Here is a 24669-nt window from a genome sequence, read left to right as displayed (position 1 = left end):
TGGCGTGCAACCCGTAGCGGACCTGGCCGCGTCGGCGGTGCGTGGGGTGTGTCTGATGCTGCGCAGGGTTTTCGACGCGGCCAGGCCCGCTGCAATGCCCGGTCTTCAGCTGGCCAGGAACCGTCTGACTTTGGGAACAGGTTGTTTGACGTAGTCGTCGCCCAGGATCAGGCACTTTCCGTCCGGCTGTACCACGAGGTCGAATACCCACATCAGGTTCTCCACAAACAAATAACCTCGGTCCCCAAAGCTTTCATCCGGGACCCCGTTGGGAAGGTAGCGGGCCAGGAACCCATAGAGGGAGTTGCTGGCACTGACTACAAATCCAGCCACCCACACGTCACCTCCTGTTCCGGTGGCGTCAATCCACTGCAGAACAGTGCGCTGCCCGTCGACATTCTTATGCGTCTGTATGAAGGACTCGTCGAGGGCGCCCTTAGCGTCAAGCCTGAAGACAAGGCCATCATCCGCTAGATCACCGCCCCCTGATTCATCCACCCCCGCCACGATGACTTTCTGCTGTTGATCGACGAAGGTACCGTATAAGCGTGAGCCCGCTCGAGATGTGTTCAGGTAGAACCCATCGACGCCGAAGGTGCGGTCGACGTGACCATTGTCATCCACTCGGGTGATCAGCCCCGTGGGGTCCTTGTAGCCGCCCACTATCCAGGTGCCCCAGGTTTTGTCATAGGGTGTCAGGCTTTCGATGCGCATGAAATCGTCACCGAAGGGAATATCGGCGAAGCCTTTGTCATTGTAGGTGTTATCAACGTTACCCTCTTGAGTCAGGCGGATGAGATAACTGCGTTCGTAACTAACGCCTACTCTGGCATGGTTGAAACTGAAAGTGATTTTGCCGTTCAGCACGCCTGCTGCGTGGCGGGTATGGGACTGTCCAGATGTCGCCCTGGGGTGCTCAGTGGTGGGCAGTGGGGGGAGCAGTGAATTCAAGATGATGCGGCCATTGTTGCCGAACTCCACCACACGCGTGCCGTCGAAGTGATAGCAGGTGCAGGCAGGGATATATTCGCCGCTACCGCTGATGCAGCGCGTGACCACCAGAAAACGATCGTGGTCGAGCAGGACGAGGCTCTCAGGGGTAGACGAGCTATAGCCAGCCTCGGAATAGCCTTCATTCAAATAACCTTTTTCAGCGAAGGCGGTATCGACTTGCCCATTGGGTAGAAGCTTTACAAGCAAGGAGCCATCCTCGCCGCCTGCAACACCGAACACGCCGGCGACGATGGATCTGTCGGGCAGCAGCAGCAATGAACGGACGCCCGTAATACGTACGTCGCTGAACAGATATTGCAGGTTGACTTCCCCCTCGTCGCCGAACGATTGGTCTAGATGATTCAGGGCCGAAGGAGGGATAAGGGATGTCATGGTGAGCCTCACTGAGCGTTTTGGTTGAACCTCTGTTGTACACGCGCCCAGTAAGGGTGTGACCTGTCATAACTGACAGTGGTGCAGACGGGCGGGCTCCCCGCCACGCCTACTTCGAGGGCGTGGCTTGCGTGGCGGTACGCCAGATCACCGGCCAACGGGCTGGGTCCAGTCCCTGGCAGCCGCGCATGCTGCGAAACTCCTTCAATTGCATCGCGGTGCCGTCGTAGGCCCACACGGCACGAGTGCCGCACCCCGCGCCATGGGCGGCAAGCTGGGTCAGCTCACCATTGCCCGCGTCGAAGGTGAACTGGCCATACATTTCGCCGCCCAGGTCATCGTAGGGGGGCGTGATAAAAGCCAGCACCGTGGGTTGATAGGGGGCCGTGCGCGCCGCGCGGTAATAGCTGTACATGCAGTTGTCGCCGTCGCATCCATAGCGCAGGCCCACCAGCACATGCGCGGTGTCCAGGGGGGAAACCTGCGCCGTGGCGGTCCAGTTGGACAGGCCCGGCTCGCTCCATTGGTCTTGGGTCAGGCGCATGACCTCCTCGCCCATGGTCTGCGCCTCGACAGCGCTGAGGGAGGGAGCAGGTATAACGCCTGGCAGGCTGGGCGCGGAGATGGCCGCGGGTATGCCGCTGTCGGGTTGGCTGCCGGTGCGTACCACGGCGCTGGGGTGGTCGAGGCGGCTTTGCACCGAGTCGATCAGCAGCAGCGCCGCGCTCATGCCTTGCAGGGAAATATGCCGCTCGCCCTGGTTGCTGCTGGCATCGAGGGTGTCGGCGTTGCGCAGCCGGCGCAGCAGGTCAATGGCAGCTTGCCCCTGAGCTTGGCGAACGCCTGGGACCGCGTGGCCATCGACCCCAAGGTCGCCATGAAGGCGCAGGCCGGCGGGGGTGAAGACGCTCAAGCGCGTGGCGCCACCCGGGCCTGCGTCGCGAAAGATCTCCAGGCCCATGCCGGGTGTATCGGTACTGGCCGAGACCGCGGTGCAGCGCCGGGTATTGTCACAGCCGACCTGCCAGGCCTTGAACTCGGCGTAGCGGGGTACCGGTTCCGGGGCGTTGGCCCAGGCGGGTACCGGCAAGCAGGCAAGCACCAACAGCAGCCCTGTGTGGTTGTGAGGAGTCATCGCGCTTCGTTCCTTCTGGGCAAGCGACCCGCCTCGTGGCGGGGCGTGCATCATCGCAGATAGACGAACAAGCACAAGCGCTAGCGAGGAGGGTGCCGCCCGAGCCCGTTTTCAATGCAGCCTGGCCAAGTGGGGACGCATTTCGTACAGCGGCTACCCCGCCAGGCACGTGCGCAGGTCGGCCAGCAAGCCGGGGCCCGTGGGCTGCCACCCGAGGCGTTCGCGGGTCTTGTGGCTGGCGCTGGCCATGCTCTTGTCGACGAAGGCGGCCATCCAGCCGAAATGCGCTGCCGCCTGGTCGGCAGGCAGGGACACCGTGGGCAGGCCCAGGCCCTGGCCGATCGTCTGGGCGATGTCACGAAAGGCGATGGCCGACTCGGCGGCAGCATGGTAGCGGGCGCCGGGCTGATGTTTTTCCAGGGCCAGGCGGTACAGCTGCGCGGTATCGTCCAGGTGCGCCGCCGACCAGGGGGTCAGGCCGTCACCGACGTAGGCGCTGACGCCTTTTTCCCGGGCCAGCCGAATGAGTTCGGTCACCAGCCCCTGCTTGCGGGGGTCGTGTATCTGCGCCAGGCGCATGACCACCACGTTGGCGCCGCGGTCGCTCAACACTCGGCCGGCCACCTCGGAGGCAATACGCGGATTGGGGTGGTTGCCATCGAAATGGTCTTCGTCCGCTGGCTGCCCCGGAGCGAAGGTGCCGATGCCGGTGCCGGAGGTGATGATCAGCGGCCGCTGCGTTCCCTCCAGCGCCGCGCCCAGGGCGGCGATGGCGCGGGCGTCTTTCTCGCAATTGGCGACGAAGTGGCTGAAGTCATGATCGAAAGCGGTGTGGATCACCGCGTCGCATCCGGCAGCGCCGTCATGCAGGCTGGCCAGGTCCTGGAGGTCGCCTTGCCAGGGCTCGGCGCCCTGGTTGCGCAATGCCTCGGCGCCTGCGGCCGAGCGGGTCAGCCCCAGCACCTGATGGCCGGCAGTGAGCAGTTCGCGGGTGACCTGGGTGCCGATGAAACCGGTGGAGCCGGTCAGAAATATGCGCATGGTTCAACTCTCCCTTTGCTGGAGTGCCCAGGGTGAGCGTAATGTTTAACCGGTAAAAGCCGTGACGTTATCAGGGTATAAACACTAACAGGATTCCCATGGCACCTCATCTGCTGGGCACTTACCTCAAGGATTGCCGGGCGCGCCTGGACCCGGCCAGCTTCGGTTTTACCCCTGGCCGCCGCCGCACCCCCGGGCTGCGCCGCGAGGAAGTCGCACAGCGGGCCAATATCAGCGCCACCTGGTACACCTGGCTTGAGCAAGGTCGCGGCGGCGCGCCTTCTGCCCAGGTGCTTGACCGTATCGCCCAGGGCCTGCTGATGACGGCGCCCGAGCGCGAACACTTGTACATGCTTGCTTTCGGCCACCCACCGGAGGTGGTCTACCACGCCCCCGAAGGCGTGACCCCTCGCTTGCAACGATTGCTCGACACCCTGGCTTTCAGCCCGGCGCTGATCAAGACCGCCACCTGGGACGTGCTGGCCTGGAACCGCGCCGCAGCCGTGGTATTCACCGACTACAGCCTGTTGCCGGCCAAGGAGCGCAATATCCTGCGGCTGATGTTCTGCCATTCCGAAGCGCGGGCGCGCCAGGATGACTGGCAAGGCATGGCGCGCTTTATCGTCGCCGCGTTTCGCGCCGATGCCATTCGTGCCGGCGCGGCGTCCGAGGTCAGCCAGCTGGCAGATGAGCTCTGCGAGCGCAGCCCGGAGTTCGCGGCATTCTGGGGTGACAATGATGTGCGTGTGCATGGCGAGGGTACCAAGCGTCTGCACCATGCCACCCAAGGCATCATCGAGCTTGAGTATTCGGGCTTCGCGGTGGACGGGCGCCCGGACCTGGGCATGATCGTCTACAACCCCGTGGGCCCTGCGGATGCGCAGCGTATTCGGGCGCTGTTAGACTAGCCGGCCTCATCGTCCAGCAAGGAATGCACGTGAAGTTCTTGAGAAAACTCTTTGGCGCCCCGAACACGCCCGACAGCCCGCCAGTTGCCCCGTCCTCGCCCGCGCGCGAAGCCACCGAGCAGGCGGCCCGGCTGGCCACTGGCGAATGCCTGGACCGCCACTGGCAATCAGTGGGCACCGTGGAGCAGGATGTCATTTCCTACCTCATCAGCCCCAGCCTCACGGGCGGCACCCAGTGGCCATCGACGCGCCAGGCGTATCGGGTGGTGCGCCGTGATGGTGCGGTTCTGCTGGCCAGCGACGGCCTGTCGGACCCGTTCGATGATGTAGAAGGAGCGGGCAATGGCTTTGAAATGGAGGTGTTCCTGGAAACCTCCGACATCCCCGAACAGGCCCGTGGCGCCCTGGGCGAGGTGGACCCGTTGAAGCACAGTTGGGCCTTTGAGGTGCTCAAGCATGTCGCCGACACCGTGGCTGACGCGGGCGGCATTACTCAGCAGTTGGCCCAGCATGGCGTGCTGTCGCTGGAGTTGCCTGGGGTCAGCCAATCGCATCATATCGGTGAGCAGGTGCCGGCCAGTTTCGTCACCGAGGATGATGCGGTCGGCGTGTTGCTGGGTGGCCCGGCGGCGGATTTCCCTTCGCGCCTGGAGGGCATGCCGTTGTCGCCGGTGCAATTGGTACCGGTGGTGCTGATCACCGCGTCGGAGCTTGAATATGTGCGTGCGGGCGGGCGTGCGGCGCGTGAGCAACTGGTGGCCCGGCTGGGGGCTGCGGGTGTCGGGCACAGGAGCAGCCTGCAGCGTGACAGCGTGGTGTGAGGCCGCCTTGCGGTGTATCTGGAGCCGGTGCACCCTGTGGGACCGGGCGAAGCTCGGGATCCCAACGCTGCCACTCTAGAGGGCCACCAGCACACCGTCACGCCCCACACGGTAACGCTGCAGATCCTGCGCCAGCACCAACTGCCCGCTGTAGCGTGTTTCAGCCTCCACGCGCACATCATCGATGCAGGGGCTGCGGTTCGGGTCGCCCTGGTAGCGTGCACTGAAGTGCGTCAGTACCAGGTTCGGCACGCCCGCGGCCTCGGCGAACTGGGCCACCGCCGCCGCGGTGCTGTGCCCATGGCTGGTCTGCGCACGTTCCAGAACCGGTTGGGTAAAGGTGGCCTCATGCACCAGCACGTCAGCTCCTTGCGCGACCTTGGCGAGCAACTCTGGCCGGTCGTTGTCACCACAGACGATAATGCGCCGTCCCGGCCGGGACGAGCGCAGATAGGTGCTGGCGGCAATCACCCGGCCGTCATGCTCCACGTCGCGGCCGTGGGCCAGTTCGCCCCACAGCGGGCCGCGGGGGATGCCATCGGCCAGCAGGCGCTCGCTGTCCAGGCGTGGGTCCGGGTTGACTTCAGCGAACACATAGCCCCAACTGGGCACCCGATGTGACAGCGCCACGGTGCTCACCGCCATGCTGGCGTTGGCCCACTGGTCCAGTGTTTCGAGTGCGTGCAGGCGCAGTTCGAAAGGCAGGTGGGTGGCACTCACGGCCAGGCTCTGGCGCACCCACGCGTGCAGCGCCTGGGGCAACACCAGCTCCAGCGGTTCGCTGCGCCCGGACATGCCGGCGCTGGCCAGCAACCCCGGCAGGCCGAAACAGTGGTCACCGTGCACGTGGGTGATGAAGATGGCACGCAGGTCGCGCATCGACAGCGGCGAGTGCAGCAATTGATGCTGCGTGCCTTCGCCGCAATCGACCAGGTACCAGGCTTTGCCGGAGGCTTCGATGACCGCGGTGGCGCTGACGTTGCGGGCCTTGGTGGGCACCCCGGAAGAGGTACCCAGAAACAGCAGGTCCATGGCTGGCCCCTTGTTGGAAAAAGCTCAGTGTACCGGGTTGCGCGGGTGTTGCATCGACGCCAGCAGCCATTGGCACGGCGGTGGCCTTGTAGCAGCGGACCTGGCCGCGTCGGCGGCACACGCGGTAAAGCGGGTACCGCGCCGCGCCCGTGACGCGGCCAGGTCCGCTGCTACGACGTTGCTCGGGCTTTGTTGAGGGCCTTGAGGCGCAGCGTGGCGCGTTGCACGGCGGCCATTTTTTCCGGGCGTTTCATGCGTTTCCACTGGCGAATGTCTTGCCGGCTGCGCCCGCAGCTCACGCACAGGTCACCGCTGAGCTGACACACGGCGATGCACGGGTTTTCGATTTCCTTGGCCATGACTCAGGCCGCCCGGAATTCGACGGTCAGGTGGCTGACCTCGTGAACCGGCTGGAGACGCTCGCGGATGCGCTCGGCATCCAGGCTGCCCTGGCCCAGCACACTGACGATGGCGGCATGGGCTTCGGGGCCCACGCGCCACACATGCAGGTCGGTGATGGTGGCGTCGCCCGGGGTTTCCACCAACTGGCGAATTTCCGCGGCCACCTGCTCGTCGGTGCGGTCGAGCAACACGCCGGCGGTGGTGCCGATCAGGGTCCAGGACCAGCGCGCGATCACCAGCGCGCCCACCAGGCCCATGGCCGGGTCCAGCCACACCCAGCCCAGGTAGCGACCCGCCAGCAGGGCGGCGATCGCCAGCACCGAGGTGAGAGCGTCGGCCAGCACGTGCACGTAGGCTGACTTCAGGTTGTTGTCATGGCCATGGAGGTGGTCATGTTCATGGTCATGATCATGGTGACCGTGGCTATGGCCGTGCCCCAACAGCAGGGCGCTGACGATGTTCACCGCCAGGCCGACTATCGCGATCAACGTGGCGGTGCCGAAGGCCACCTGGGTGGGGTTGACCAGGCGCATGAACGACTCCACGCCGATGCCCAGCGACACCAGGCCCAGAATCAGCGCCGAGGCGAAACCGCCCAGGTCGCCCACCTTGCCGGTACCAAAGCTGTAGCGGGCGCTGGTGGCGTGGCGCTTGGCATAGGCGTAGGCCGCCGCCGCGATGCCCAGGGCGCCCGCATGGGTGGCCATGTGAAAGCCGTCGGCGAGCAGGGCCATGGAACCGGTGATGTAGCCTGCGGCGATTTCACCGACCATCATCACCACGGTCAGGGCCACTACCCACAGGGTGCGGCGGGCATTTTCATCATGGGTGGAGCCGAGGAATACGTGGCTATGGGCATGGGGCGCGTTCATTTCGAGTACCGCCGAATGGCTTCCAGCAGTTCTTCCACGCCCTGGCTGCGCTCGGCATCGCTGAGCGCCGGGTTGGCCACGTGCTCGCGAGCGTGGTCTTCGATGATCTCGTCCATCAGGCCGTTGATGGCGCCGCGGGTGGCGGCCACCAGGTGCAAGGTCTTGGCGCAGTCGTGGTCCGACTCCAGCGCCCGTTCCACCGCCTGGATCTGCCCAGCGATGCGCTTTACCCGCTTGAGCAGGCCGTCTTTGTTCGAAGCGATGTGGCCCATGGGATACCCCCCTTACCTATATGCGCTATAGGATAGGCATACCCGGTACCCCTATGCAATGCTATTCAGCGCCGGCCGCTTCGGGTGCTGACGTCCACCCACACCGCCAGCACCAGGATGCTGCCCTTGACGATCATCTGCCAGTAGCTGTCCACGTCCAGCATCGACATGCCGTTGTCCAGGCTGGTGATCACCAGGGCGCCCAGCAAGGCGCCGTACACGGTGCCGGACCCGCCGCGCATGGAGGTGCCGCCGATAAAGCATGCGGCGATGGCATCCAGCTCGCCCATATTGCCCGCCGACGGCGAACCTGCCGCCAGGCGCGCGGTGTTGACCAACCCGGCCAGGGCGCACATCACGCCCATGATGCCGAAGATCCACAACTTGACGGCCTGCACGTTGATGCCCGACAGCCGCGTGGCCTCCATGTTGCTGCCCACCGAGTAGATGCGCCGGCCAAACACGGTCTGGCTGGTGACGTAGCTGAACACTCCTAGCAGCACCAGCAACAGCAGCACCGGCACTGGAATGCCGTCGTAGCTGTTGAGGGTGTAGACGAAGCCGGCCAGGACCGCGCCAATCAGCACCACACGCAGCACGTCGCGCAGCAGGGGCCGTGCCGCCAGGCCGTGCAGGGCGCGGTTGCGCCGTTGCTTCCAGGCCAGCACCAGGGTCAGGGCGAACAGCACCGCCCCCAGGATCAGCCCCACCGCCGGGGGCAGGTAGCCTTGGCCCACGTACACCAGTTGCGGCGACACCGGGGCGATGGTGGTGCCGCCGGTGACGCCCAGCAGCACCCCGCGAAACGCCAGCATGCCGCCCAGCCCGACGATGAACGAAGGAATGCGCAGGTAGGCCGTCATGGCGCCGTTGGCCAGGCCGATCACCAGGCCCAGCACCGCCACAAGCCCCAGGTTAATCAGCAGTGGCAAGTGGTAAACCACGTCGAGGATCGCCGCCACGCCCCCCAGCAACCCCAGCAGCGAGCCCACCGACAGGTCGATCTCGCCGCTGATGATCACCAGTACCATGCCGCAGGCCAGGATGCCGGTGATGGACATCTGCCGCAGCAGGTTGGACAGGTTGCGCGGGGTGACGAAGCCGCCCTCGGTCTGCCAGCTGAAGAACAGCCAGATGATCGCCACGGCGATCACCAGCGCGAGCATTTTGTAGCGGCTGAACAGTTGCTTGACCTGGTTCATCTACGCGGGCTTCCGATCAGTAGGGGCAGTGTGCACGGGTTGGCTGAGGGCGGCGGCCAGCACGGTTTCCTGGCTCAGACCCTGGTTGATGAAGTCGCCGCGCAGCTGGCCTTCGCCAATCACCAGCACGCGGTCGGATACCCCCAGCACTTCGGCCAGTTCCGAGGACACCATGATGATCGAGACCCCCTGGGCCGCCAGGGCGTGCATCAGTTTGTAGATCTCGTACTTGGCGCCCACGTCGACGCCGCGGGTGGGTTCATCGAGAATCAGCACCCGGGGCTGGGTCAGCAGCATCTTGGCCAGCACGGCTTTTTGCTGGTTGCCACCGGACAGGCTGGTAATGGGCAGGAAGGGGCTGGCGGTCTTGAGGTGCAGGCGGGCGATTTCATGGTCGATGCTGCCCAGTTCGGCCTCGGCGTCGATGCGGGTCATTTTCGAATAGCTGTCCAGCACCGCCAGGGTGATGTTCTGGCCCACCCCCAGGTCGGGGATGATGCCTTGGCGCTTGCGGTCTTCGGGCACCATGCACAGGCCGTTGCGGATGGCCTTGAGCGGGGTGCTGGTGTCGATGCGCTGCCCTGCCAGCCACACCTCGCCCTCGTAGCGCCCGGGGTAGGCGCCGAACAGGGCCGACACCAGCTCTGTGCGCCCGGCGCCCACCAGCCCGGCGATGCCCAGGATCTCGCCGCGGCGCAGGCTGAACGACACATCGTCGACGCGCTTGCGCTTGGGGTTGTCGACGTCCAGGCAGGTGAAGTGTCGGGCTTCGAAGATCACCTCGCCAATGTCGTGCGGGCTGCTGGGGTACAGGCTGCTCAGCTCGCGCCCGACCATCTGGGTGATGATGCGCGGAATGTCCAGGTCGGCCATGGCGGTGGTCGCCACGTGCTTGCCGTCGCGGATCACGGCGATGGTGTCGCATACCGCCGCCACCTCGTCGAGCTTGTGGGAGATGTACACGCAGGCCACGCCCTTGGCTTTCAGGTCGCGGATGATGTCCAGCAGCACATCGATTTCCGATCGGGTCAGGGCCGAGGAGGGCTCATCCAGAATCAACAGGCGAGCCTTCTTGTTCAGCGCCTTGGCGATTTCCACCAGTTGCTGATAGCCGCCGCCGTATTGCGACACCGGCAGCGACACGTTCATGTCGGGCACCTTGAGCTCGCGCATCAGGGCCTCGGCGCGGTGGATCATGGCCGGGTAGTTCATGCGCCCGCCGAACAGGGTCAGCTCGTGGCCCATGAAGATGTTCTCGGCCACCGACAGGTCGGGCACCAGGGTCAGTTCCTGGTGGATGATGACAATGCCCGCGGCTTCGGTTTCGCTGATGGAGTGCGCCCGCAGGGGCTGGCCCTGCCAGAGGATCTCGCCCTCCCAGGTGCCCCAGGGGTACACCGCTGACAGCACCTTCATCAGCGTTGACTTGCCGGCGCCATTCTCGCCGCACAGGCCCACGCACTCTCCGGGTCTGACCTTGATGTCGATACCGTTCAAGGCATGCACACCGCCAAAGGTCTTGATGATGCCTTTCATTTCCAGCAGGTATTCGGACATGGCTTTCAGCTCGGCAGAAAGACGCCCCGGCACCTCCTGTGGGACCGGGCGAAGCTCGGGAAGCACACACCGCGCAGGGTCAGGCACAACGCGGTGCCGGCTTCCCGAACTTCGCCCGGTCCCACAGAGGCCAGAGCAGCTCGACAGGGTTGGTCAGCAAGGGTTACTGGCCTGCAATCTGCGCCTTGGTGTAGAAGCCGTCCTTTTCCAGCAGGTCTATGTTGTCCTTGGTCAGCGGGGTAGGGGTAAGCAGGATGGTGTCGACCTTCTTGCTGCCATTGTCGTACTGGGAGCTGTAGGCCGGCTTTTCGTTGCGCGCCAGTTGCACCGACAGCTTGGCCGCCTCGGAAGCGATCAGCTTCAACGGCTTGTACACGGTCATGGTCTGGGTGCCGTCGAGCACGCGTTTTACCGCCGCCAGGTCAGCGTCCTGGCCGGATATCGGCACCTTGCCCGCCAGTTTCTGCGCGGCCAGGGCCTGGATAGCGCCGCCAGCGGTGGCGTCGTTGGAGGCGACGATGCCGTCGATCTTGTTGTTGTTCCGGGTCAGGGCGTTTTCGACAATGCTCAGCGCTTCGGTGGGGTTCCACTCCTTGACCCATTGCTGGCCAACGATCTTGATATCACCCTTGTCGATAGCCGGTTGCAGCACTTTCATCTGGCCTTCGCGCAACACCTTGGCGTTGTTGTCGGTGGGGGCGCCGCCGAGCAGGAAGTAATTGCCTTTCGGCGCGGCCTTGAGCACACCGCTGGCCTGCATTTCACCGACTTTCTCGTTGTCGAAGGAAATGTAGGCGTCGATGTCGGCATTGAGGATCAGCCGGTCATAAGAGACCACCTTGATGCCCGCCTTCTTGGCCTCGGCAACGGTGTTGGTCAGCACGGTGGCGTTGAAGGGCACGATCACGATCACGTCAACGCCGCGGGAGATGAGGTTCTCGATCTGGGAAATCTGCTTCTGCTCGTTGGCGTCGGCCGACTGCACGTAGACCTTGGCGTCCATTTTCTCCGCCGCGGCCACGAAGTAGTCGCGGTCCCGGGCCCAGCGTTCCAGGCGCAGGTCATCGATGGAAAAGCCGATCTTGGGGTGGGCGGCGTCGGCCATCACCGGCAGCGACAGCAGCGCGAGGGCACCGGCCAGGAGTGTGCGTTTGAATGATTTCATGGTGAGCGTCCTTTTTTTATTGTTGGAGACACGAGTGACGATGAAACTGTAGATGCTGGCGGCCGATGACGAGCACAGTTTTGTAGCGCGTTTGTCACCGGCCGGCTTGCCTCAGGGGTAGATAAAGCGGTTGACCACGCCTTCGAGCATCTCCTGGCGGCCGCTGACGGCCTGGGGGTTGAGGTCCTGGGCCACGGCATGTTCGGCCAGGGTTTGCAGGCTGAACGCGCCGGCCAGTACTTTCTGCCCCAGGGGCTGCTGCCAGCCGGCGTAGCGCTGTTCCTTGAACTGTTGCAGCCGGTCGTTCTCGACCATGGCGGCGGCGCGCTTGAGGGCCAGGGCCAGCACGTCCATGGCCGCCACATGGCCGTGGAACAGGTCCACCTCATCCACGCTCTGGCGCCGCACCTTGGCGTCGAAGTTGAAACCGCCGCTGCGGAACCCTCCGGCCTTGATGATTTCGTAGGTGGCCAGGGTCATTTCCTCGACGCTGTTGGGAAACTGGTCGGTGTCCCAGCCGTTCTGCGGGTCGCCGCGGTTGGCGTCGATGCTGCCAAAGATGCCCAGGGACAGGGCGGTAGCGATCTCGTGGTGAAAACTGTGGCCCGCCAGGGTGGCGTGGTTGGCTTCAATGTTGACCTTGATTTCCGCTTCAAGCCCGAACTGCTGCAGGAAGCCGAACACCGTAGCGCTGTCGTAATCGTACTGGTGCTTGGTGGGTTCCTGTGGCTTGGGCTCGATCAGCAGGTCACCCTTGAAGCCGATGGCGTGCTTGTGTTCCACCACCATGCGCATGAAGCGTCCCAGTTGCTCGCGCTCGCGCTTGAGGTCGGTGTTGAGCAGGGTCTCGTAGCCCTCACGGCCGCCCCACAGCACATAGTTGGCACCCTTGAGGCGCAGGGTGGCGTTCAGGGCGTTGTACACCTGGGTCGCGGCATAGGCGAACACCTCGGGGTCCGGGTTGCTGGCGGCGCCGGCGGCGTAGCGCGGGTTGCTGAAGCAGTTGGCGGTGCCCCACAGCAACTGGATGCCGGTGTCCTCCTGGTGCCGTTCCAGGTGGTCGACCATGCGCGCGAAGTTGTGCTGGTATTCCTTCAGCGAGCTACCTTCCGGGGCCACGTCGGTGTCGTGGAAGCTGTAATAGTCGATGCCCAGTTTGGAAAAGAACTCGAACGCCGCCTCGGCTTTGCCGATGGCCAGTTCCAGGGGGTTGCCCGCGCCGTGCCACGGACGCTTGAAGGTGCCCACGCCGAACATGTCGGCGCCAGGCCACACGAAGGTGTGCCAATAACAGGCGGCCATGCGCAGGTGCTCGCGCATCGGTTTGCCCAGCACCCGTTGGTCGGCTTCATAGTGACGAAATGCCAGGGGCGACTCACTGGCGGGGCCCTCGTAGCGAATCTTGTCCACAGCAGGGAAGTACGGCATGGCGGCGTCCTTATTGTTCTTGGCGGTGTGCTGATACTAGCGACCCACCGGGGCCCGGCCGTCATGAAAATCACCAAAGTGCTGTGCGATTTTGCGTAGCGGCTACGCTTGGCAGAGCGCAAACCAGCCCATGGTCAGGACCACGATAATGAAAAACCTACCCCCTGCCCATCGCATCGCCCTGTTGTTCAACGGCAGCAAGGTCTACGACCGGGGTGTCATCGCCGGTATCGGCAACTACCTGAGCAGCACCCGCGTGGCCTGGGACCTGTTTCTGGAGGAGGACTTCCTCTGCCGGCTCAAGGGCATCGAGCGCTGGCAGGGCGACGGCATCATTGCCGACTTCGATGACCCACTGATCGGCGAGGCCCTGGCGGGTATCGCGATGCCGGTGGTGGCGGTGGGCGGCTCCTATGAAGACCCACGCGCCTACCCCCGGCACATCCCCTACGTGGCCACCGACAACGCCGCCCTGGTAAAAATGGCCTATGACCACCTGATCGAAGCCGGCCTGAACCGTTTCGCCTGCTTCAGCCTGCCCCCCGCCCAAGCCAACCGCTGGGCCCAGGAGCGGGAGAAAGCTTTTATGCACCTGATGCATCGCGACGGCCTGCAGGGTGAGGTCTACCGGGGCCTGGGCACCAGCGCACCGCTGTGGGACAGCGCGGTCGAACAGCAGATCGCCTGGCTGCACAGCCTGCCCAAACCCATCGGCATCATTGCCGTCACCGACGCCCGCGCCAGGCAACTGCTGCAGGCCTGCCTGACCGCCGGTATCGCCGTGCCGGACCAGGTGGCCCTGATCGGCATCGACAACGACCCGCTCACCCGCACCCTCACACGCGTGCCGCTCAGTTCGGTGATACAGGGCACCGAAGCCATGGGCCGCACCGCTGCGCACTTGCTGCACCAGATGCTGCATGGCAAACCCGGTGCCGGTGTGCAGATCCTGATACCGCCCGACGCGGTCAACGTGCAAGCCTCCAGCCTGCACCAGCCCATGGGCGACCCCTACGTGATGCAGGCGCTGCACTTCATTCGCCAGTATGCGTGCCAGGGCATCAAGACCGCCCAGGTCGCGGCGTACGTGGGGGTTTCCCGGTCATCATTGGAATCGCACTTCCGCAAGGCCCGGGGCTGCACCGTGCATGATGAGATCCTGCGTTTCAAGCTGGGCGCCGCGGCCAGTCAACTGGGCCCGGGTGGCGTGGCGATCGCGGAGGTGGCGGGGCGCTGCGGGTTCAAATCGGCGCAGTACCTGCACACGGTATTTCGACGCGAATTCGGCTGCACCCCCGGGGAATATCAGCGCGCCAGGTCGTAGCAGCGGACCCGGCCGCGTCACAAACGCCACGCCACATCAGGCACACCGCCGGCACAGCCTGGCATGTGTGCACCCTGGCGCAGCGCTCCCAGACTCATGGCACCGGCGTAGCGGCAGCCCTTGCGCGGGCAGCCCCCGACATCAGCCCCGATGCTTTCAACAGGTCCTGAGTATAGGGATGCCGCGGGTCGGCGAATACGCGCCGGGCCGGGCCCTGTTCCACCACCCGGCCATGGCGGATGACCATCAGGTCGTGGGCCAGGGCCTGGACCACGGCCAGGTCGTGGCTGATGAACAGGTAGGTCAGGCCATGGCGCAGTTGCAGGCTGCGCAGCAGTTCGATGATCTGCTTCTGCACGGTGCGGTCCAGGGCCGAGGTGGGTTCGTCCAGCAGGATCAGCGCCGGCTCCAGCACCAGCGCGCGGGCGATGGCGATGCGCTGGCGCTGGCCCCCTGAGAACTCATGGGGGTAGCGGTGGCGGGTGGCGGGGTCCAGGCCCACCTCGCCGAGCACTCGCACCACCGCGGCTTCCTGTTCGGCCGGGGTGCCGATGCCGTGGGTGTGCAGGCCTTCGGCGATGATCTGCTGCACCGACATGCGCGGGCTGAGGGCGGCAAACGGGTCCTGGAAGACGATCTGCATCTGCCGCCGCAGCGGGCGCATCAGGCGTTGGTTGTGCAGGGTCAGTTCCTTGTTGCCCAGGCGAATGCTGCCCTTGCAGTCCACCAGCCGCAGGATGGCCTGGCCCAGGGTGGATTTGCCCGAGCCCGACTCGCCGACAATGCCCAGCGTCTTGCCCTTGAGCAGGTTGAAACTGACCCCATCCACAGCCTTGATGTAGTCGCGTTCTTTCTGGAACAACGGCTTGGGCAAGGGAAACCACACCCGCACGTCGTCCACCGACAGCAGGTACTGGTCAAACATCACCGGCACCGGCCGGCCATCAGGCTCGGCTTCGATCAGCAGGCGGCTGTAGGGGTGGCGGGGGTGCTGGAAAAGCGCCTCGCACTCGGCTTGCTCGACGATTTCGCCGCCGCGCATCACGCACACCCGCTGGGCGATCTGCCGCACCAGGTTGAGGTCGTGGCTGATCAGCAGCAGTGACATGCCCAACCGCGACTGCAGCGAGCGCAGCAGTTCGAGGATTTTCTGCTGCACCGTCACGTCCAGAGCCGTGGTGGGCTCGTCGGCGATCAGCAGGTCCGGCTCGTTGGCCAAGGCCATGGCGATCATGATGCGCTGGCGTTGGCCGCCGGACAGCTGGTGCGGGTAGGCCTTGAGGCGCTTGGCCGGCTCGGTGATGCCCACCAGTTCCAGCAACTCCAGCACCCGTGCCCGCGCCGCCTTGCCGCCCAGGCCCTTGTGCACGGCCAGCACTTCGCCAATCTGCTTTTCCACGCTGTGCAGCGGGTTCAGCGAGGTCATGGGCTCCTGGAAGATCATGGCGATGCGGTTGCCACGCAGGGCACGCAGCTGTTTCTCGGTAGCCCCCACCAGCTCCTGGCCGTTGAAGCGGATGCTGCCGGTGGTGTGCACGGTATTGCCAGGCAGCAGGCGCAGGATCGAGTGCGCCGTCACCGACTTGCCCGAGCCGGACTCGCCCACCAGCGCCAGGCATTCGCCGCGGCGGATGTCCAGGTCAATGCCGTGCACCACTTCGCGGTCGCCGAAGGCCACGGTCAGTTGGCGGATTTCAATCAGATTGTCGGTCATGGTCAGGTCCTTGGGTCGAACGCGTCACGGCAGGCTTCGCCGATGAACACCAGTAGCGAGAGAATCAGTGCCAGGACGAAGAAGGCGGTCAGCCCCAGCCAGGGCGCTTCCAGGTTCTGCTTCGCTTCGCCCACCAGCTCCCCCAGCGAGGCACTGCCGGCGGGCATGCCGAAGCCGAGGAAATCCAGGGCGGTGAGGGTGGAGATGGCGCCGGTGACGATAAAGGGCAGGAAGGTGAGGGTGCTGGTCATGGCGTTGGGCAGGATGTGCCGGCGCATCAACACGCCATCGGTCACGCCCAGGGCGCGGGCAGCCTTGACGTACTCCAGGCTGCGCCCACGCAGGAACTCGGCGCGCACCACATCCACCAGGGCCAGCCAGGAGAACAGCGCCATGATCCCCAGCAGCCACCAGAAGCCTGGGGCGACGAAGCCGGAGAGGATGATCAGCAGGTAAAGCACCGGCAGCCCCGACCAGATTTCCTGCAGGCGCTGGCCCACCAGGTCGACCCAACCGCCGTAGAAACCCTGCAGCGCCCCGGCCGACACACCGATCAAACCGCTGACCAGGGTCAGGATCAGGGCAAACAGGATCGACACCCGCGCCCCATACAACGCCCGGGCCAGCACGTCGCGGGCCTGCTGGTCGGTGCCCAGCCAGTTCTGCGTCGTGGGCGGGCTGGGTGAAGGCTGGCTCAGGTCGTAGTTCACCGACTGGTCGCTGAACGGAATGGGCGGGAACAGCATCCAGCCACCCTTGGCGCTGATCAGGTCGCGCACGTACTGGCTGCGGTAGTCGGGTTCGAAGGGCAACTGGCCGCCGAAATCGGTCTCCTGGTACTCATGCAGGATGGGGTAATAGAGGGTGCCGTCGACGCTGATCAGCAAGGGTTTGTCGTTGGCGATCAACTCGCTGCACAGGCACGTCACCAGCAGTGCCATGAACAGCCACAGGGACCACCAGCCGCGGCGGTTGGCCTTGAACGCGGCCAGCCGACGCTGGCCCAGGGGGGAGAGGTGAAACATCAGGCAGTCCTCGCCGAAAAGTCGATGCGCGGGTCGACCAGGGTGTAGCACAGGTCGCCCACCAGCTTGATCAACAGGCCGAACAGGGTGAACAGAAACAGGGTGCCGAACACCACGGGGTAGTCCCGCGACACCGCCGCGTCGTAACTCATGCGGCCGATGCCATCGAGGTTGAAGATGGTTTCGATCAACAGCGAACCGGCGAAGAACACATCGATGAGCGCCTGGGGAATGCCGGCCAGCACCAGCAGCATCGCGTTGCGAAACACGTGGCCATACAGGGTGCGGTGCTCGGTCAGGCCCTTGGCCTTGGCCGTGGTCACGTACTGGCGGCTGATCTCGTTGAGGAAGCTGTTCTTGGTCAGGATGGTGAGAGTGGCGAAGCCGCCGATCACCAGGGCGCTGACCGGCAGTACCAGGTGCCACAGGTAGTCACCGACCTTGCCCAGGGGCGAGAGCTGGTCGAAGTTTTCCGACACCAGGCCTTGCACCGGGAACCAGTCCAGGTAACTGCCGCCAGCGAACATCACGATCAGCAGGATCGCGAACAGAAACGCCGGCATGGCATAGCCGACGATGATCGCCGTGCTGGTCCATACGTCGAAACGGGTGCCGTGGTGCACCGCTTTGCGGATGCCCAGGGGGATGGAGATCAGGTAGGTGATCAAGGTGGCCCACAGGCCCAGCGATAACGTGGTGGGGATCTTCTGGGCGATCAACGTGGTCACCGGTGCACCCCGGAAGAAACTGGTGCCGAAGTCCAGGTGGGCGTAGTTGTTCAGCATCAGCAGCAGGCGTTCGTGCATGGGCTTGTCGAAGCCGTAGTGGTGCTTGATCTCCTCGATCAGCGCCGGGTCCAGCCCGCGGCTGGAACGGCTGCCGCTGCCGCCCGCGCTTTCGCCGCCACCCCCGCCGATACCATGGCTGCCAGCCCCCTGCAGGCGGGCGATGGCCTGCTCCACCGGGCCGCCCGGCGCGGCCTGGACGATGACGAAATTGACCACCAGGATGCACAGCAGGGTGGGGATGATCAGCAACAGCCGACGGCCGATATAACGCAGCATCTCAGTGCTCCTCCGTGTGCGCCAGGGCACTCATTTGCAGGTTGGTCAGGGGCTTGGGGCTGACCTGCCACCAGGTGTCCAGGCCCACGTCGTAGGTGGGTGCCACCTTGGGCATGCCGAAGCGGTTGAGGTACACGGTGGGGGTGCCGGGGGCGTAGTAATTCTGGATCGAGTAGTAACCCCACTGCAGAACCCGGTCCAGGGCCCGGGCGTAGTGGACCATGGCGTCGCGGCTGTCGGCCTTGACCAGGCCGTCGATCAGGCTGTCCACGGCCGGGTCGCGCAGCACCATGAAGTTGGAGCTGCCCGGTTGCGTGGCACTGGCGCTGGCGTACAGGTTGTACAGCTCACGGCCGGGGGAAATGATCGGGTCGCCGCTGCGCGGGAATTGCACCACGATAAAGTCGTAGTCGCGGGCGTTCATCAGGTTGTTGTACTGGCCGGCGTCGATGCGCCGCAATTCCATGTCGATACCGATCTGCGCCAGGCTGCGCTTCATGGGCAGCAGCAGGCGGTCGAAGCCACCCTGGCCGTCCAGGAACGTGAACTTCAGTTGTTCGCCTTCGGCGTTCACCAGCTTGTTGTGCAGCGGGTGCCAGCCGGCCTCGGCCAGCAGCTTGAGTGCTTGCAGCTGCTGGTCGCGGATGTTGCCGCTGCCATCGGTTCTGGGCGAGTGGTAGACCTGAGTGAACACCTCATCGGGGATCTTGCCGCGCAGGGGCTCCAGGATGGCCAGTTCCTGGGCGTCCGGCAATTGCGTGGCGGCCATTTCGCTCTTGGGGAAATAGCTGTCCTGGCGGGTGTAGAAGCTGCGCATGATCTGCCGGTTCGCCCAGTCGAAATCCCACAGCAGCGACAGCGCCTGGCGCACGCGACGGTCCTGGAAGATCGGCCGTTGCAGGTTGAACACGAAGCCCTGGGCGCCCACTGGCAGGTTCGGCGCCAGGATGCGCTGCTGCAGGCGCCCATCGTCGAGCACCGGGCTCTGGTAGCCCACGGCATAACCGCTGGCGGAGAACTCGCGGTTGTAATCGAACGCCTGGGCCTGCAGCAGTTGCCGGGCCACTTCGGTGTCGCCGTAGAAGTTCACGGTCAGTGTGTCGAAGTTGTACAGGCCGCGGCTCACGGGCAGGTCCTTGGCCCACCAGTCCTGGTTGCGGGTAAAGGTGATGCTGCGCCCGGGGTCCACCCTGGTCACCCGGTAGGGGCCGCTGCCCAGCGGCGGCTCGAAACCGCTGCCGCTGGCGAAATCATGGTCTTTCCAGTAGTGCTCGGGCATCACCCGCATCGAGGCCAGGTCCAGCGGCAAGGTGCGGTTGAGGTTGTTCTTGAAGGTAAAGCGCACTTGTCGCGGGCCTTCGACCACCACGTCGTCGACGTCGCCGTACAGCAGCCTGAAGCTCAGGCTGGCCTTGGTCATCAGCAGGTGGTAGGTGAAGGCCACGTCCTGGGCGGTGATGGGCGTACCGTCCTGAAAACGCGCCTTGGGGTTGAGATAGAAGCGCACCCACAGGCCATCGGGGGCGCGTTCGATTTTCTCGGCGATCAGGCCGTAGACCGTGTAGGGCTCGTCCAGCGAGCGGTAGGCCAGGGGCGAGTACAGCCAGGTATCGGCCTGGACCACGCCGGTGCCCTGGTCCACGTAGGGCAGGATGTAGTTGAACTGGCCGATCTCCATGGAGGAGCGGCTCAGCGACCCGCCCTTGGGCGCGGCGGGGTTCACGTAGTCGAAGTGCTGGAAGTTCGCCGGGTATTTGGGCGCTTCGCCGTACACGGTCATGGCCGTGACCGGTTCGGCCTGGGCCGCCAGGCTCAGCAGGCTGGCCGCGCAGGCGCACAGCAGGGTCTTGATGGGGTGGGGCATGGTTGCTAATCCTCGAACCGCGGTAACACTCAAGGCCTGGAAAAAGCCCCGGCGTGGAAAGCGCCGGGGGTGCGATATCGCAGGCGGGTCGGTGGGGGCCGGAGCGCAGCCCCGTCGACCTCGATCAGAAGTGGTAAGTCATGCGCGCGAACAGGGTTCGGCCCAACGGGTCGGTGTAGCGCGGGTCGTAGCCGCTCTGGAAGGTGTAGGCCTGGTTGGAGAACGGTGGGTCGCGGTCGAACACATTCTTCACGCCCACGTCCAGGTCCAGCACCTTGTCGAAGGTGTAGCCGGCCGACAGGTCCCACAGCGAATACGAGCTGACGCGGCTGTTGGTGGTGGGGTCGTAGTCGTTGTAGCCGGTGGTGAAGCGGTTGGTCACCGAAGCGCGGTAGGCATCGTAGTTCCAGCTGCCGGTGATGTTGTGTTTCCAGCGCTGCGCCACCTGGTCGCCCTGGAAGTCGCCGACGCGGTCGGTATAGGCACCGCCGATGATCTGCTGGTAATCGTAGCGGGTGACGTACGTGCCCTGCAGGTCCAGGGCGAACTGGCCGAAGGTCGTCTGCGGGAAGCGGTAGTCGAGGCTGACGTCGATACCACTGGTTTTCACGTTACCCAGGTTGGCCAGGCCAGTCACGATGTGGTCGATGGAACCGTCGGCGGCGCGCACGATGCGGTCGCTGTACAGCTCAGGGTTGGCGAACACCTCGGACTCGGGAAACTCCTCGATCTGCCCGGCGATCTTGATCCACCAGAAATCCAGGCCCATGGAGAGGTTGCGCACGGGCTGGTAGACGAAGCCCAGGGTGACGTTGCGTGCCGTCTCGGGCTTGAGGTCCTGGTTGCCGCCGGTGCTGTTTAGGAATTGCTGATTGCAGTCGCGGCCACCGTTGCCGCCTGGGCGCACGACGCCGCCGGCGCACAGGGTGGGGTCGTTGTAGTTGCCTTGGGTGAACGTGGTGTAGGTGGGGTTGTTCAGTTCATACAGCGAGGGGGCCCGGAAGCCTTCGCTGTAGGCACCGCGCATCACCAATTCCTTGAAGGGTTGGAAGCGGAAAGTGTACTTGGGGTTGGTGGTGCTGCCAAAGTCGCTGTACTTGTCGTGGCGAACCGCGGCGCCCAGTTCCAGGCTGTCGATCACCGGTACGTTGATCTCGGCATACTCGGCGCTGATGCTGCGGTCGCCCGAGACCGAGCTGTTGGGGTCGACGCCCAGGCTCGACAGGTCGCCGGCCCAATCGGCCACCGACTCGTGGTATTTCTCCTTGCGGTACTCGCCGCCCAAGGCCAGGCCCACGGGGCCGGCACCGAACCAGTCACCGATTTCGCGGGTGACCTTACCATCCAGGGAAGCTACGCGGCCCGTGGATACCGCATAGGCGCCATGGTAGGTGTTGGCGTCGATGTAAGCCTGCCCGGCGGCGCTTTGCGCACCGAAGGGGTTGAGCAGGCCGCTGTCCAGGCCGCTGGTCAGTGCCGAATCGCTGGCATAGCCGCCGGTGACACTGTTGTACACCTGGTTCTGGTTGTAGCCGGCGCCGACGTTGTAGTCCCAGCCCCCGACGGTGCCATCGAAGCTCAGCACCAGGCGCTGGCTGGTGTTCTGGTCCTTGGATTCACGGTCGCCGGCAGCCGTTTCACGCCAGTTCACGTCCACCGGTTGGGTGGGGTCCAGGGCGAAACCGGTAGGCAGGGGGGTAATGCCGTTGCCAGGGTAGTAAGGCGAGGAGGGCGCCAGGCTGAGGCCCGTCAGGGGGGCCGGGGCGACGGTGGTGCTGTTGTTGTTGCGCGACCAGAAGTATTCCAGGTTGACGTTGTGGTCGTCCGCCAGCTTGCCGGTTGCCTTGCCGAAGAACGACGTGGATTCGGTCTGCGGCAGCAGGTCGATCGAGTTGCGCGTGCTGTAGCGGCACACGCCGTTGCTGGCGATCAGGTTGGCGCCGCTGCACGCGGTGCCCAGCGGGTTGGCGGCGTTGCCGTTCTGGCTGTAGTTGCCGGGGAAGGCGGTGCCGGAGGTGTTGTCCAGGCCGCGGCCGGGCACGTAGTCCCGGTCGAAACTGCGGTCGTTGGCATCCAGGTTTTGCTGGGTGCGGTAGTTGAACACGCCCATGACGTTGAAACGGTCCTTGTCCAGGTCACCGTAGCCCCAGCTGCCACTCATGTCCTTGCTGCCGCCACCACCGCTGTTGGTGGGGTTTTCGCCGCCAAGGGTGAGGGTGCCATCGGTCAGCGATTTCTTGGTGATGAAGTTGATCACGCCGCCGATGGCATCGGTGCCATAGAGGGCCGAGGCGCCGTCACGCAACACTTCGACGCGGTCGATGGCGGCGAAGGGGATCATGTTCAGGTCGACCGCGCCGCCCTGGGAATCGGTCCCTGACATGGCGTTGTTGGCCAGGCGCCGGCCGTTGAGCAATACCAACGTTTTGTTGGCGCCGATGCCGCGCATGTCGGCGAAGCTGGCGCCGCCGGTGGCTGCGCCCACGGAGCCGGCCGAGTTGCCGATGGAGTTGTTGCCGGTGATGCGCTGCATCAGCTCGGCGGTGGTGGTCACACCCTGTTTCTCGAGCTCCGCGGCACGCAGAATGGTCACTGGCACGGCCGTTTCGGCGTCGACCCGGCGAATGGCCGAGCCAGTCACTTCAACTTTTTGCAGTTGCGTGGTGGCGGGTGCCACGACCGCGGCGGTGCTGCTGTCGTCGGCAGCCTGCACGGTGCCCATCCCCATGGCCATCACGTACAAGGGCACCAGACGATGCCGTTGCAGGGTGGCCGCCAGTGGTTTGAGGGTAAAACGTGGAAAACTCATCAGCATGGTAATTTCCGACTTTTTCAGACGTTTGTGAAATGGCCTTGTGAGCCCTCTGGTTTCCGGATGGGTTGTGCCGGCCCCGGATAAACTCCTTTGCTTCAAGCAAGCCGCTCCCCTGCAGTGCCCAAGGGGGCACCGCACAGGGGTGGAACGGCTGGTACTAGCGCGTGGCCGGGCTGCTACCGCCCCCGCCCGGCCCCGCGTCTCACCGCGAGGTCATCACCGAAATCCTGGTGATGCCCGAACGTTCGATCGAGGCCATGGCCTTGGCCACCTGGCCGTAGTTCACGCTGGTGTCCGCTTGCAGCTGGACACGCACCTCGGGGTCCTTGGCCTTGACGTCCGAGAGGCTTTTTTCCAGCAGCTCGGGGGCAACTTCGCTCTTGGCCAGGAAGAATTTGCCGTCCTGGTCGACGCTGACCACGACCGGGTCTTTCTTCTCGGCGGGGGCCACGGCGTCGGTCTTCGGCAGGTTGACCTTGATGGCGTTGGTCATCAGGGGCGCGGTGACGATGAACACCACCAACAGCACCAGCATCACGTCCACCAGCGGCGTGACGTTCATTTCGCTGAGCACTTCATCGCTGTCCTGGGTAGAGAAGGCCATCAGCTTGCCTCCCGCACGCCGGTGGCATGCTTGTGGGCGATGGGTTGGCGGCTGACCGCGAAGGCACTGCGCTGGGCCAGGCTGTCGAAGTCATGGGCGAAGTCGTCCATGTCGGCCATGGCCAGCTTCAGGCGGCGCAGGAAGAAGTTGTAGATCAGCACCGCCGGCACGGCGACGGCGATGCCCACGCCGGTGGCGATCAACGCGTGGCCGATAGGCCCGGCCACGGTTTCGAGGCTCGCCGAGCCGCTGGCGCCGATGCTCTGCAGGGCTTCCATGATGCCCCACACGGTGCCGAACAGGCCGATGAAAGGCGCGGTGCTGCCGATACTGGCCAGAATCGCCTGGCCAGCCTCCAGGGCGCGGCGCTCCTTCTGGATCTGTTGGCGCAGGTTGCGCTCCAGGCGGTCCTGGCGGTTGATGGTATGGGCCAGTTGCTGGGCGTTGCGCGGGTTCTCTTCGCTGGCCATGGCCTCGAAACCGCTGTTGGCGATGCGCGCCAATGCGCCGGGGTACTGACTGGAGTGCTCGGCAGCAGTGAGCAGGTCGGGGGCGGCCCAGAAGGCCTTGGTGAATTGCCGGTTCTGGGTTTTCAGGCGCAGGTACTGAGCGGACTTGATCAGCAACAGGCCCCAGCTGAGTACGGAGAACAGCACCAGGGCCCAGAGCACGCCCGGGACAATCATTGCGGACATTGAAGCGTTCATGGCGATACCTCTTGAATCAGTCGAATGGGTCGTGTTCGTTTATTGCGGCAACTTGAAGTCGATGGTCTGGGTCGCGAAGCCTTCGATGGGCGTGTCGCCGCGCTTGGCCGGAATGAATTTCCAGTTGCGCACGGCCTCCACCGCTGCGTCGTCGAGCTGTTGCTTGCCGCTGGAGCGGGTCACCTCGACACTGCCGGCGCGCCCGTTGGGCAGCACCTTGATGCGCAGCACCACCGTGCCCTCCCAGTTGCGGCGCAAGGCCAGCGACGGGTACTCCGGCGGCGGGTTGCCTAGGCTGGCCAGGCCCGACACGGCCGCTGACTCCTTCACC

Annotated in this window: 22 protein-coding genes; 3 read left to right on the top strand and 19 right to left on the bottom strand. The window is 64.7% G+C overall.

Features of this window, described 5'->3' with window-relative positions:
* Nucleotides 1-105: 105 nt before the first annotated feature.
* The 3 genes from QBK88_RS29055 to QBK88_RS29045 all read right to left on the bottom strand — a co-directional run bounded on the left by QBK88_RS29055 (nt 106) and on the right by QBK88_RS29045 (nt 3562).
* Nucleotides 106-1386: a hypothetical protein gene (locus tag QBK88_RS29055; protein WP_277964779.1), complete on the bottom strand. Its 1281-nt coding sequence runs from the start codon at nt 1384-1386 to the stop codon at nt 106-108.
* A 109-nt stretch (nt 1387-1495) separates the two neighbouring features.
* Nucleotides 1496-2521: a DUF1176 domain-containing protein gene (locus tag QBK88_RS29050; protein ID WP_277964778.1), complete on the bottom strand. Its 1026-nt coding sequence runs from the start codon at nt 2519-2521 to the stop codon at nt 1496-1498.
* A 153-nt stretch (nt 2522-2674) separates the two neighbouring features.
* Nucleotides 2675-3562, bottom strand: a complete 888-nt coding sequence (locus tag QBK88_RS29045; protein WP_277964777.1) for an SDR family oxidoreductase — start codon at nt 3560-3562, stop codon at nt 2675-2677.
* Nucleotides 3563-3660: 98 nt separating this feature from the next.
* Between QBK88_RS29045 and QBK88_RS29040 the strand changes: the two genes are divergently transcribed.
* A complete protein-coding gene (locus tag QBK88_RS29040; RefSeq protein WP_277964776.1) occupies nt 3661-4470 on the top strand; it encodes a helix-turn-helix transcriptional regulator in 810 nt (269 codons plus the stop codon).
* 29 nt (nt 4471-4499) lie between these two features.
* On the top strand, nt 4500-5291 hold the full coding sequence (locus QBK88_RS29035; RefSeq protein WP_277964775.1) for a suppressor of fused domain protein: 792 nt from the start codon (nt 4500-4502) through the stop codon (nt 5289-5291).
* A gap of 75 nt (nt 5292-5366) precedes the next feature.
* Here the strand turns inward: QBK88_RS29035 and QBK88_RS29030 are convergent, their stop codons facing one another.
* The 8 genes from QBK88_RS29030 to xylA form a co-directional block, all read right to left on the bottom strand.
* The gene (locus QBK88_RS29030) at nt 5367-6323 is read right to left on the bottom strand and encodes a ribonuclease Z (RefSeq protein ID WP_277964774.1); all 957 of its coding nucleotides are present in this window, start codon (nt 6321-6323) and stop codon (nt 5367-5369) included.
* A 170-nt stretch (nt 6324-6493) separates the two neighbouring features.
* The gene (locus QBK88_RS29025) at nt 6494-6682 is read right to left on the bottom strand and encodes a DUF1289 domain-containing protein (protein WP_176571237.1); all 189 of its coding nucleotides are present in this window, start codon (nt 6680-6682) and stop codon (nt 6494-6496) included.
* A 3-nt stretch (nt 6683-6685) separates the two neighbouring features.
* A complete protein-coding gene (dmeF, locus tag QBK88_RS29020) occupies nt 6686-7597 on the bottom strand; it encodes a CDF family Co(II)/Ni(II) efflux transporter DmeF (RefSeq protein WP_277964773.1) in 912 nt (303 codons plus the stop codon).
* Nucleotides 7594-7869: a metal/formaldehyde-sensitive transcriptional repressor gene (locus QBK88_RS29015; protein WP_277964772.1), complete on the bottom strand. Its 276-nt coding sequence runs from the start codon at nt 7867-7869 to the stop codon at nt 7594-7596. Before QBK88_RS29015 ends, dmeF begins: the two co-directional genes overlap by 4 nt.
* Nucleotides 7870-7934: 65 nt before the next feature.
* On the bottom strand, nt 7935-9071 hold the full coding sequence (locus tag QBK88_RS29010) for a sugar ABC transporter permease (RefSeq protein ID WP_277964771.1): 1137 nt from the start codon (nt 9069-9071) through the stop codon (nt 7935-7937).
* Nucleotides 9072-10628 (bottom strand): D-xylose ABC transporter ATP-binding protein, encoded by a 1557-nt coding sequence (gene xylG, locus QBK88_RS29005; protein ID WP_277964770.1) that lies wholly within the window; start codon nt 10626-10628, stop codon nt 9072-9074.
* Between the two features lie 163 nt (nt 10629-10791).
* Nucleotides 10792-11793: a D-xylose ABC transporter substrate-binding protein gene (gene xylF / locus QBK88_RS29000; protein WP_176571235.1), complete on the bottom strand. Its 1002-nt coding sequence runs from the start codon at nt 11791-11793 to the stop codon at nt 10792-10794.
* Between the two features lie 111 nt (nt 11794-11904).
* Complete coding sequence (xylA, locus tag QBK88_RS28995) at nt 11905-13221, bottom strand: xylose isomerase (protein ID WP_277964769.1); 1317 nt, start codon at nt 13219-13221, stop codon at nt 11905-11907.
* A gap of 148 nt (nt 13222-13369) precedes the next feature.
* On the opposite strand from xylA, the gene QBK88_RS28990 reads away from it, so the two are divergent.
* The gene (locus QBK88_RS28990; RefSeq protein WP_277964768.1) at nt 13370-14545 is read left to right on the top strand and encodes a DNA-binding transcriptional regulator; all 1176 of its coding nucleotides are present in this window, start codon (nt 13370-13372) and stop codon (nt 14543-14545) included.
* Between the two features lie 94 nt (nt 14546-14639).
* Here the strand turns inward: QBK88_RS28990 and QBK88_RS28985 are convergent, their stop codons facing one another.
* The 8 genes from QBK88_RS28985 to QBK88_RS28950 all read right to left on the bottom strand — a co-directional run.
* The gene (locus tag QBK88_RS28985) at nt 14640-16259 is read right to left on the bottom strand and encodes an ABC transporter ATP-binding protein (protein ID WP_277964767.1); all 1620 of its coding nucleotides are present in this window, start codon (nt 16257-16259) and stop codon (nt 14640-14642) included.
* Between the two features lie 2 nt (nt 16260-16261).
* Nucleotides 16262-17284, bottom strand: coding sequence for an ABC transporter permease (locus QBK88_RS28980; protein WP_277964766.1), 1023 nt, complete (start codon nt 17282-17284; stop codon nt 16262-16264).
* Nucleotides 17284-18348 (bottom strand): microcin C ABC transporter permease YejB, encoded by a 1065-nt coding sequence (locus tag QBK88_RS28975; protein ID WP_158153267.1) that lies wholly within the window; start codon nt 18346-18348, stop codon nt 17284-17286. The genes QBK88_RS28980 and QBK88_RS28975 overlap by 1 nt, the downstream gene beginning before the upstream one ends.
* A 1-nt stretch (nt 18349) precedes the next feature.
* Nucleotides 18350-20212, bottom strand: coding sequence for an extracellular solute-binding protein (locus tag QBK88_RS28970; RefSeq protein ID WP_277964765.1), 1863 nt, complete (start codon nt 20210-20212; stop codon nt 18350-18352).
* Nucleotides 20213-20336: 124 nt separating this feature from the next.
* On the bottom strand, nt 20337-23027 hold the full coding sequence (locus QBK88_RS28965) for a TonB-dependent receptor (RefSeq protein ID WP_277964764.1): 2691 nt from the start codon (nt 23025-23027) through the stop codon (nt 20337-20339).
* A 202-nt stretch (nt 23028-23229) separates the two neighbouring features.
* On the bottom strand, nt 23230-23631 hold the full coding sequence (locus tag QBK88_RS28960) for an ExbD/TolR family protein (protein ID WP_158153264.1): 402 nt from the start codon (nt 23629-23631) through the stop codon (nt 23230-23232).
* Nucleotides 23631-24317, bottom strand: a complete 687-nt coding sequence (locus QBK88_RS28955; RefSeq protein WP_425331973.1) for a MotA/TolQ/ExbB proton channel family protein — start codon at nt 24315-24317, stop codon at nt 23631-23633. The genes QBK88_RS28960 and QBK88_RS28955 overlap by 1 nt, the downstream gene beginning before the upstream one ends.
* A gap of 60 nt (nt 24318-24377) precedes the next feature.
* The coding region (locus QBK88_RS28950; protein ID WP_277964763.1) for an energy transducer TonB at nt 24378-24669 on the bottom strand (292 nt) is incomplete at its 5' end.

Source organism: Pseudomonas sp. RIT-To-2, from assembly GCF_029623465.1.
In the GTDB taxonomy this organism is placed as follows: Bacteria; Pseudomonadota; Gammaproteobacteria; order Pseudomonadales; family Pseudomonadaceae; genus Aquipseudomonas; species Aquipseudomonas silvicola.
This window is presented reverse-complemented; position numbering and strand designations above follow the sequence as displayed.

Coding starts and splice junctions, on each gene's coding strand:
- xylF (WP_176571235.1), bottom strand. CDS start 11,793: ATGAAATCATTCAAACGCACACTCCTGGCCGGTGCCCTCGCGCTGCTG.
- QBK88_RS28965 (WP_277964764.1), bottom strand. CDS start 23,027: ATGCTGATGAGTTTTCCACGTTTTACCCTCAAACCACTGGCGGCCACC.
- QBK88_RS28960 (WP_158153264.1), bottom strand. CDS start 23,631: ATGGCCTTCTCTACCCAGGACAGCGATGAAGTGCTCAGCGAAATGAAC.
- dmeF (WP_277964773.1), bottom strand. CDS start 7,597: ATGAACGCGCCCCATGCCCATAGCCACGTATTCCTCGGCTCCACCCAT.
- QBK88_RS29045 (WP_277964777.1), bottom strand. CDS start 3,562: ATGCGCATATTTCTGACCGGCTCCACCGGTTTCATCGGCACCCAGGTC.
- QBK88_RS29015 (WP_277964772.1), bottom strand. CDS start 7,869: ATGGGCCACATCGCTTCGAACAAAGACGGCCTGCTCAAGCGGGTAAAG.
- QBK88_RS29010 (WP_277964771.1), bottom strand. CDS start 9,071: ATGAACCAGGTCAAGCAACTGTTCAGCCGCTACAAAATGCTCGCGCTG.
- QBK88_RS29055 (WP_277964779.1), bottom strand. CDS start 1,386: ATGACATCCCTTATCCCTCCTTCGGCCCTGAATCATCTAGACCAATCG.
- QBK88_RS28980 (WP_277964766.1), bottom strand. CDS start 17,284: ATGTTTCACCTCTCCCCCCTGGGCCAGCGTCGGCTGGCCGCGTTCAAG.
- QBK88_RS28985 (WP_277964767.1), bottom strand. CDS start 16,259: ATGACCGACAATCTGATTGAAATCCGCCAACTGACCGTGGCCTTCGGC.
- QBK88_RS29025 (WP_176571237.1), bottom strand. CDS start 6,682: ATGGCCAAGGAAATCGAAAACCCGTGCATCGCCGTGTGTCAGCTCAGC.
- QBK88_RS29050 (WP_277964778.1), bottom strand. CDS start 2,521: ATGACTCCTCACAACCACACAGGGCTGCTGTTGGTGCTTGCCTGCTTG.
- QBK88_RS28955 (WP_425331973.1), bottom strand. CDS start 24,317: ATGATTGTCCCGGGCGTGCTCTGGGCCCTGGTGCTGTTCTCCGTACTC.
- QBK88_RS28975 (WP_158153267.1), bottom strand. CDS start 18,348: ATGCTGCGTTATATCGGCCGTCGGCTGTTGCTGATCATCCCCACCCTG.
- QBK88_RS29040 (WP_277964776.1), top strand. CDS start 3,661: ATGGCACCTCATCTGCTGGGCACTTACCTCAAGGATTGCCGGGCGCGC.
- xylA (WP_277964769.1), bottom strand. CDS start 13,221: ATGCCGTACTTCCCTGCTGTGGACAAGATTCGCTACGAGGGCCCCGCC.
- QBK88_RS28990 (WP_277964768.1), top strand. CDS start 13,370: ATGAAAAACCTACCCCCTGCCCATCGCATCGCCCTGTTGTTCAACGGC.
- QBK88_RS29030 (WP_277964774.1), bottom strand. CDS start 6,323: ATGGACCTGCTGTTTCTGGGTACCTCTTCCGGGGTGCCCACCAAGGCC.
- QBK88_RS28970 (WP_277964765.1), bottom strand. CDS start 20,212: ATGCCCCACCCCATCAAGACCCTGCTGTGCGCCTGCGCGGCCAGCCTG.
- xylG (WP_277964770.1), bottom strand. CDS start 10,628: ATGTCCGAATACCTGCTGGAAATGAAAGGCATCATCAAGACCTTTGGC.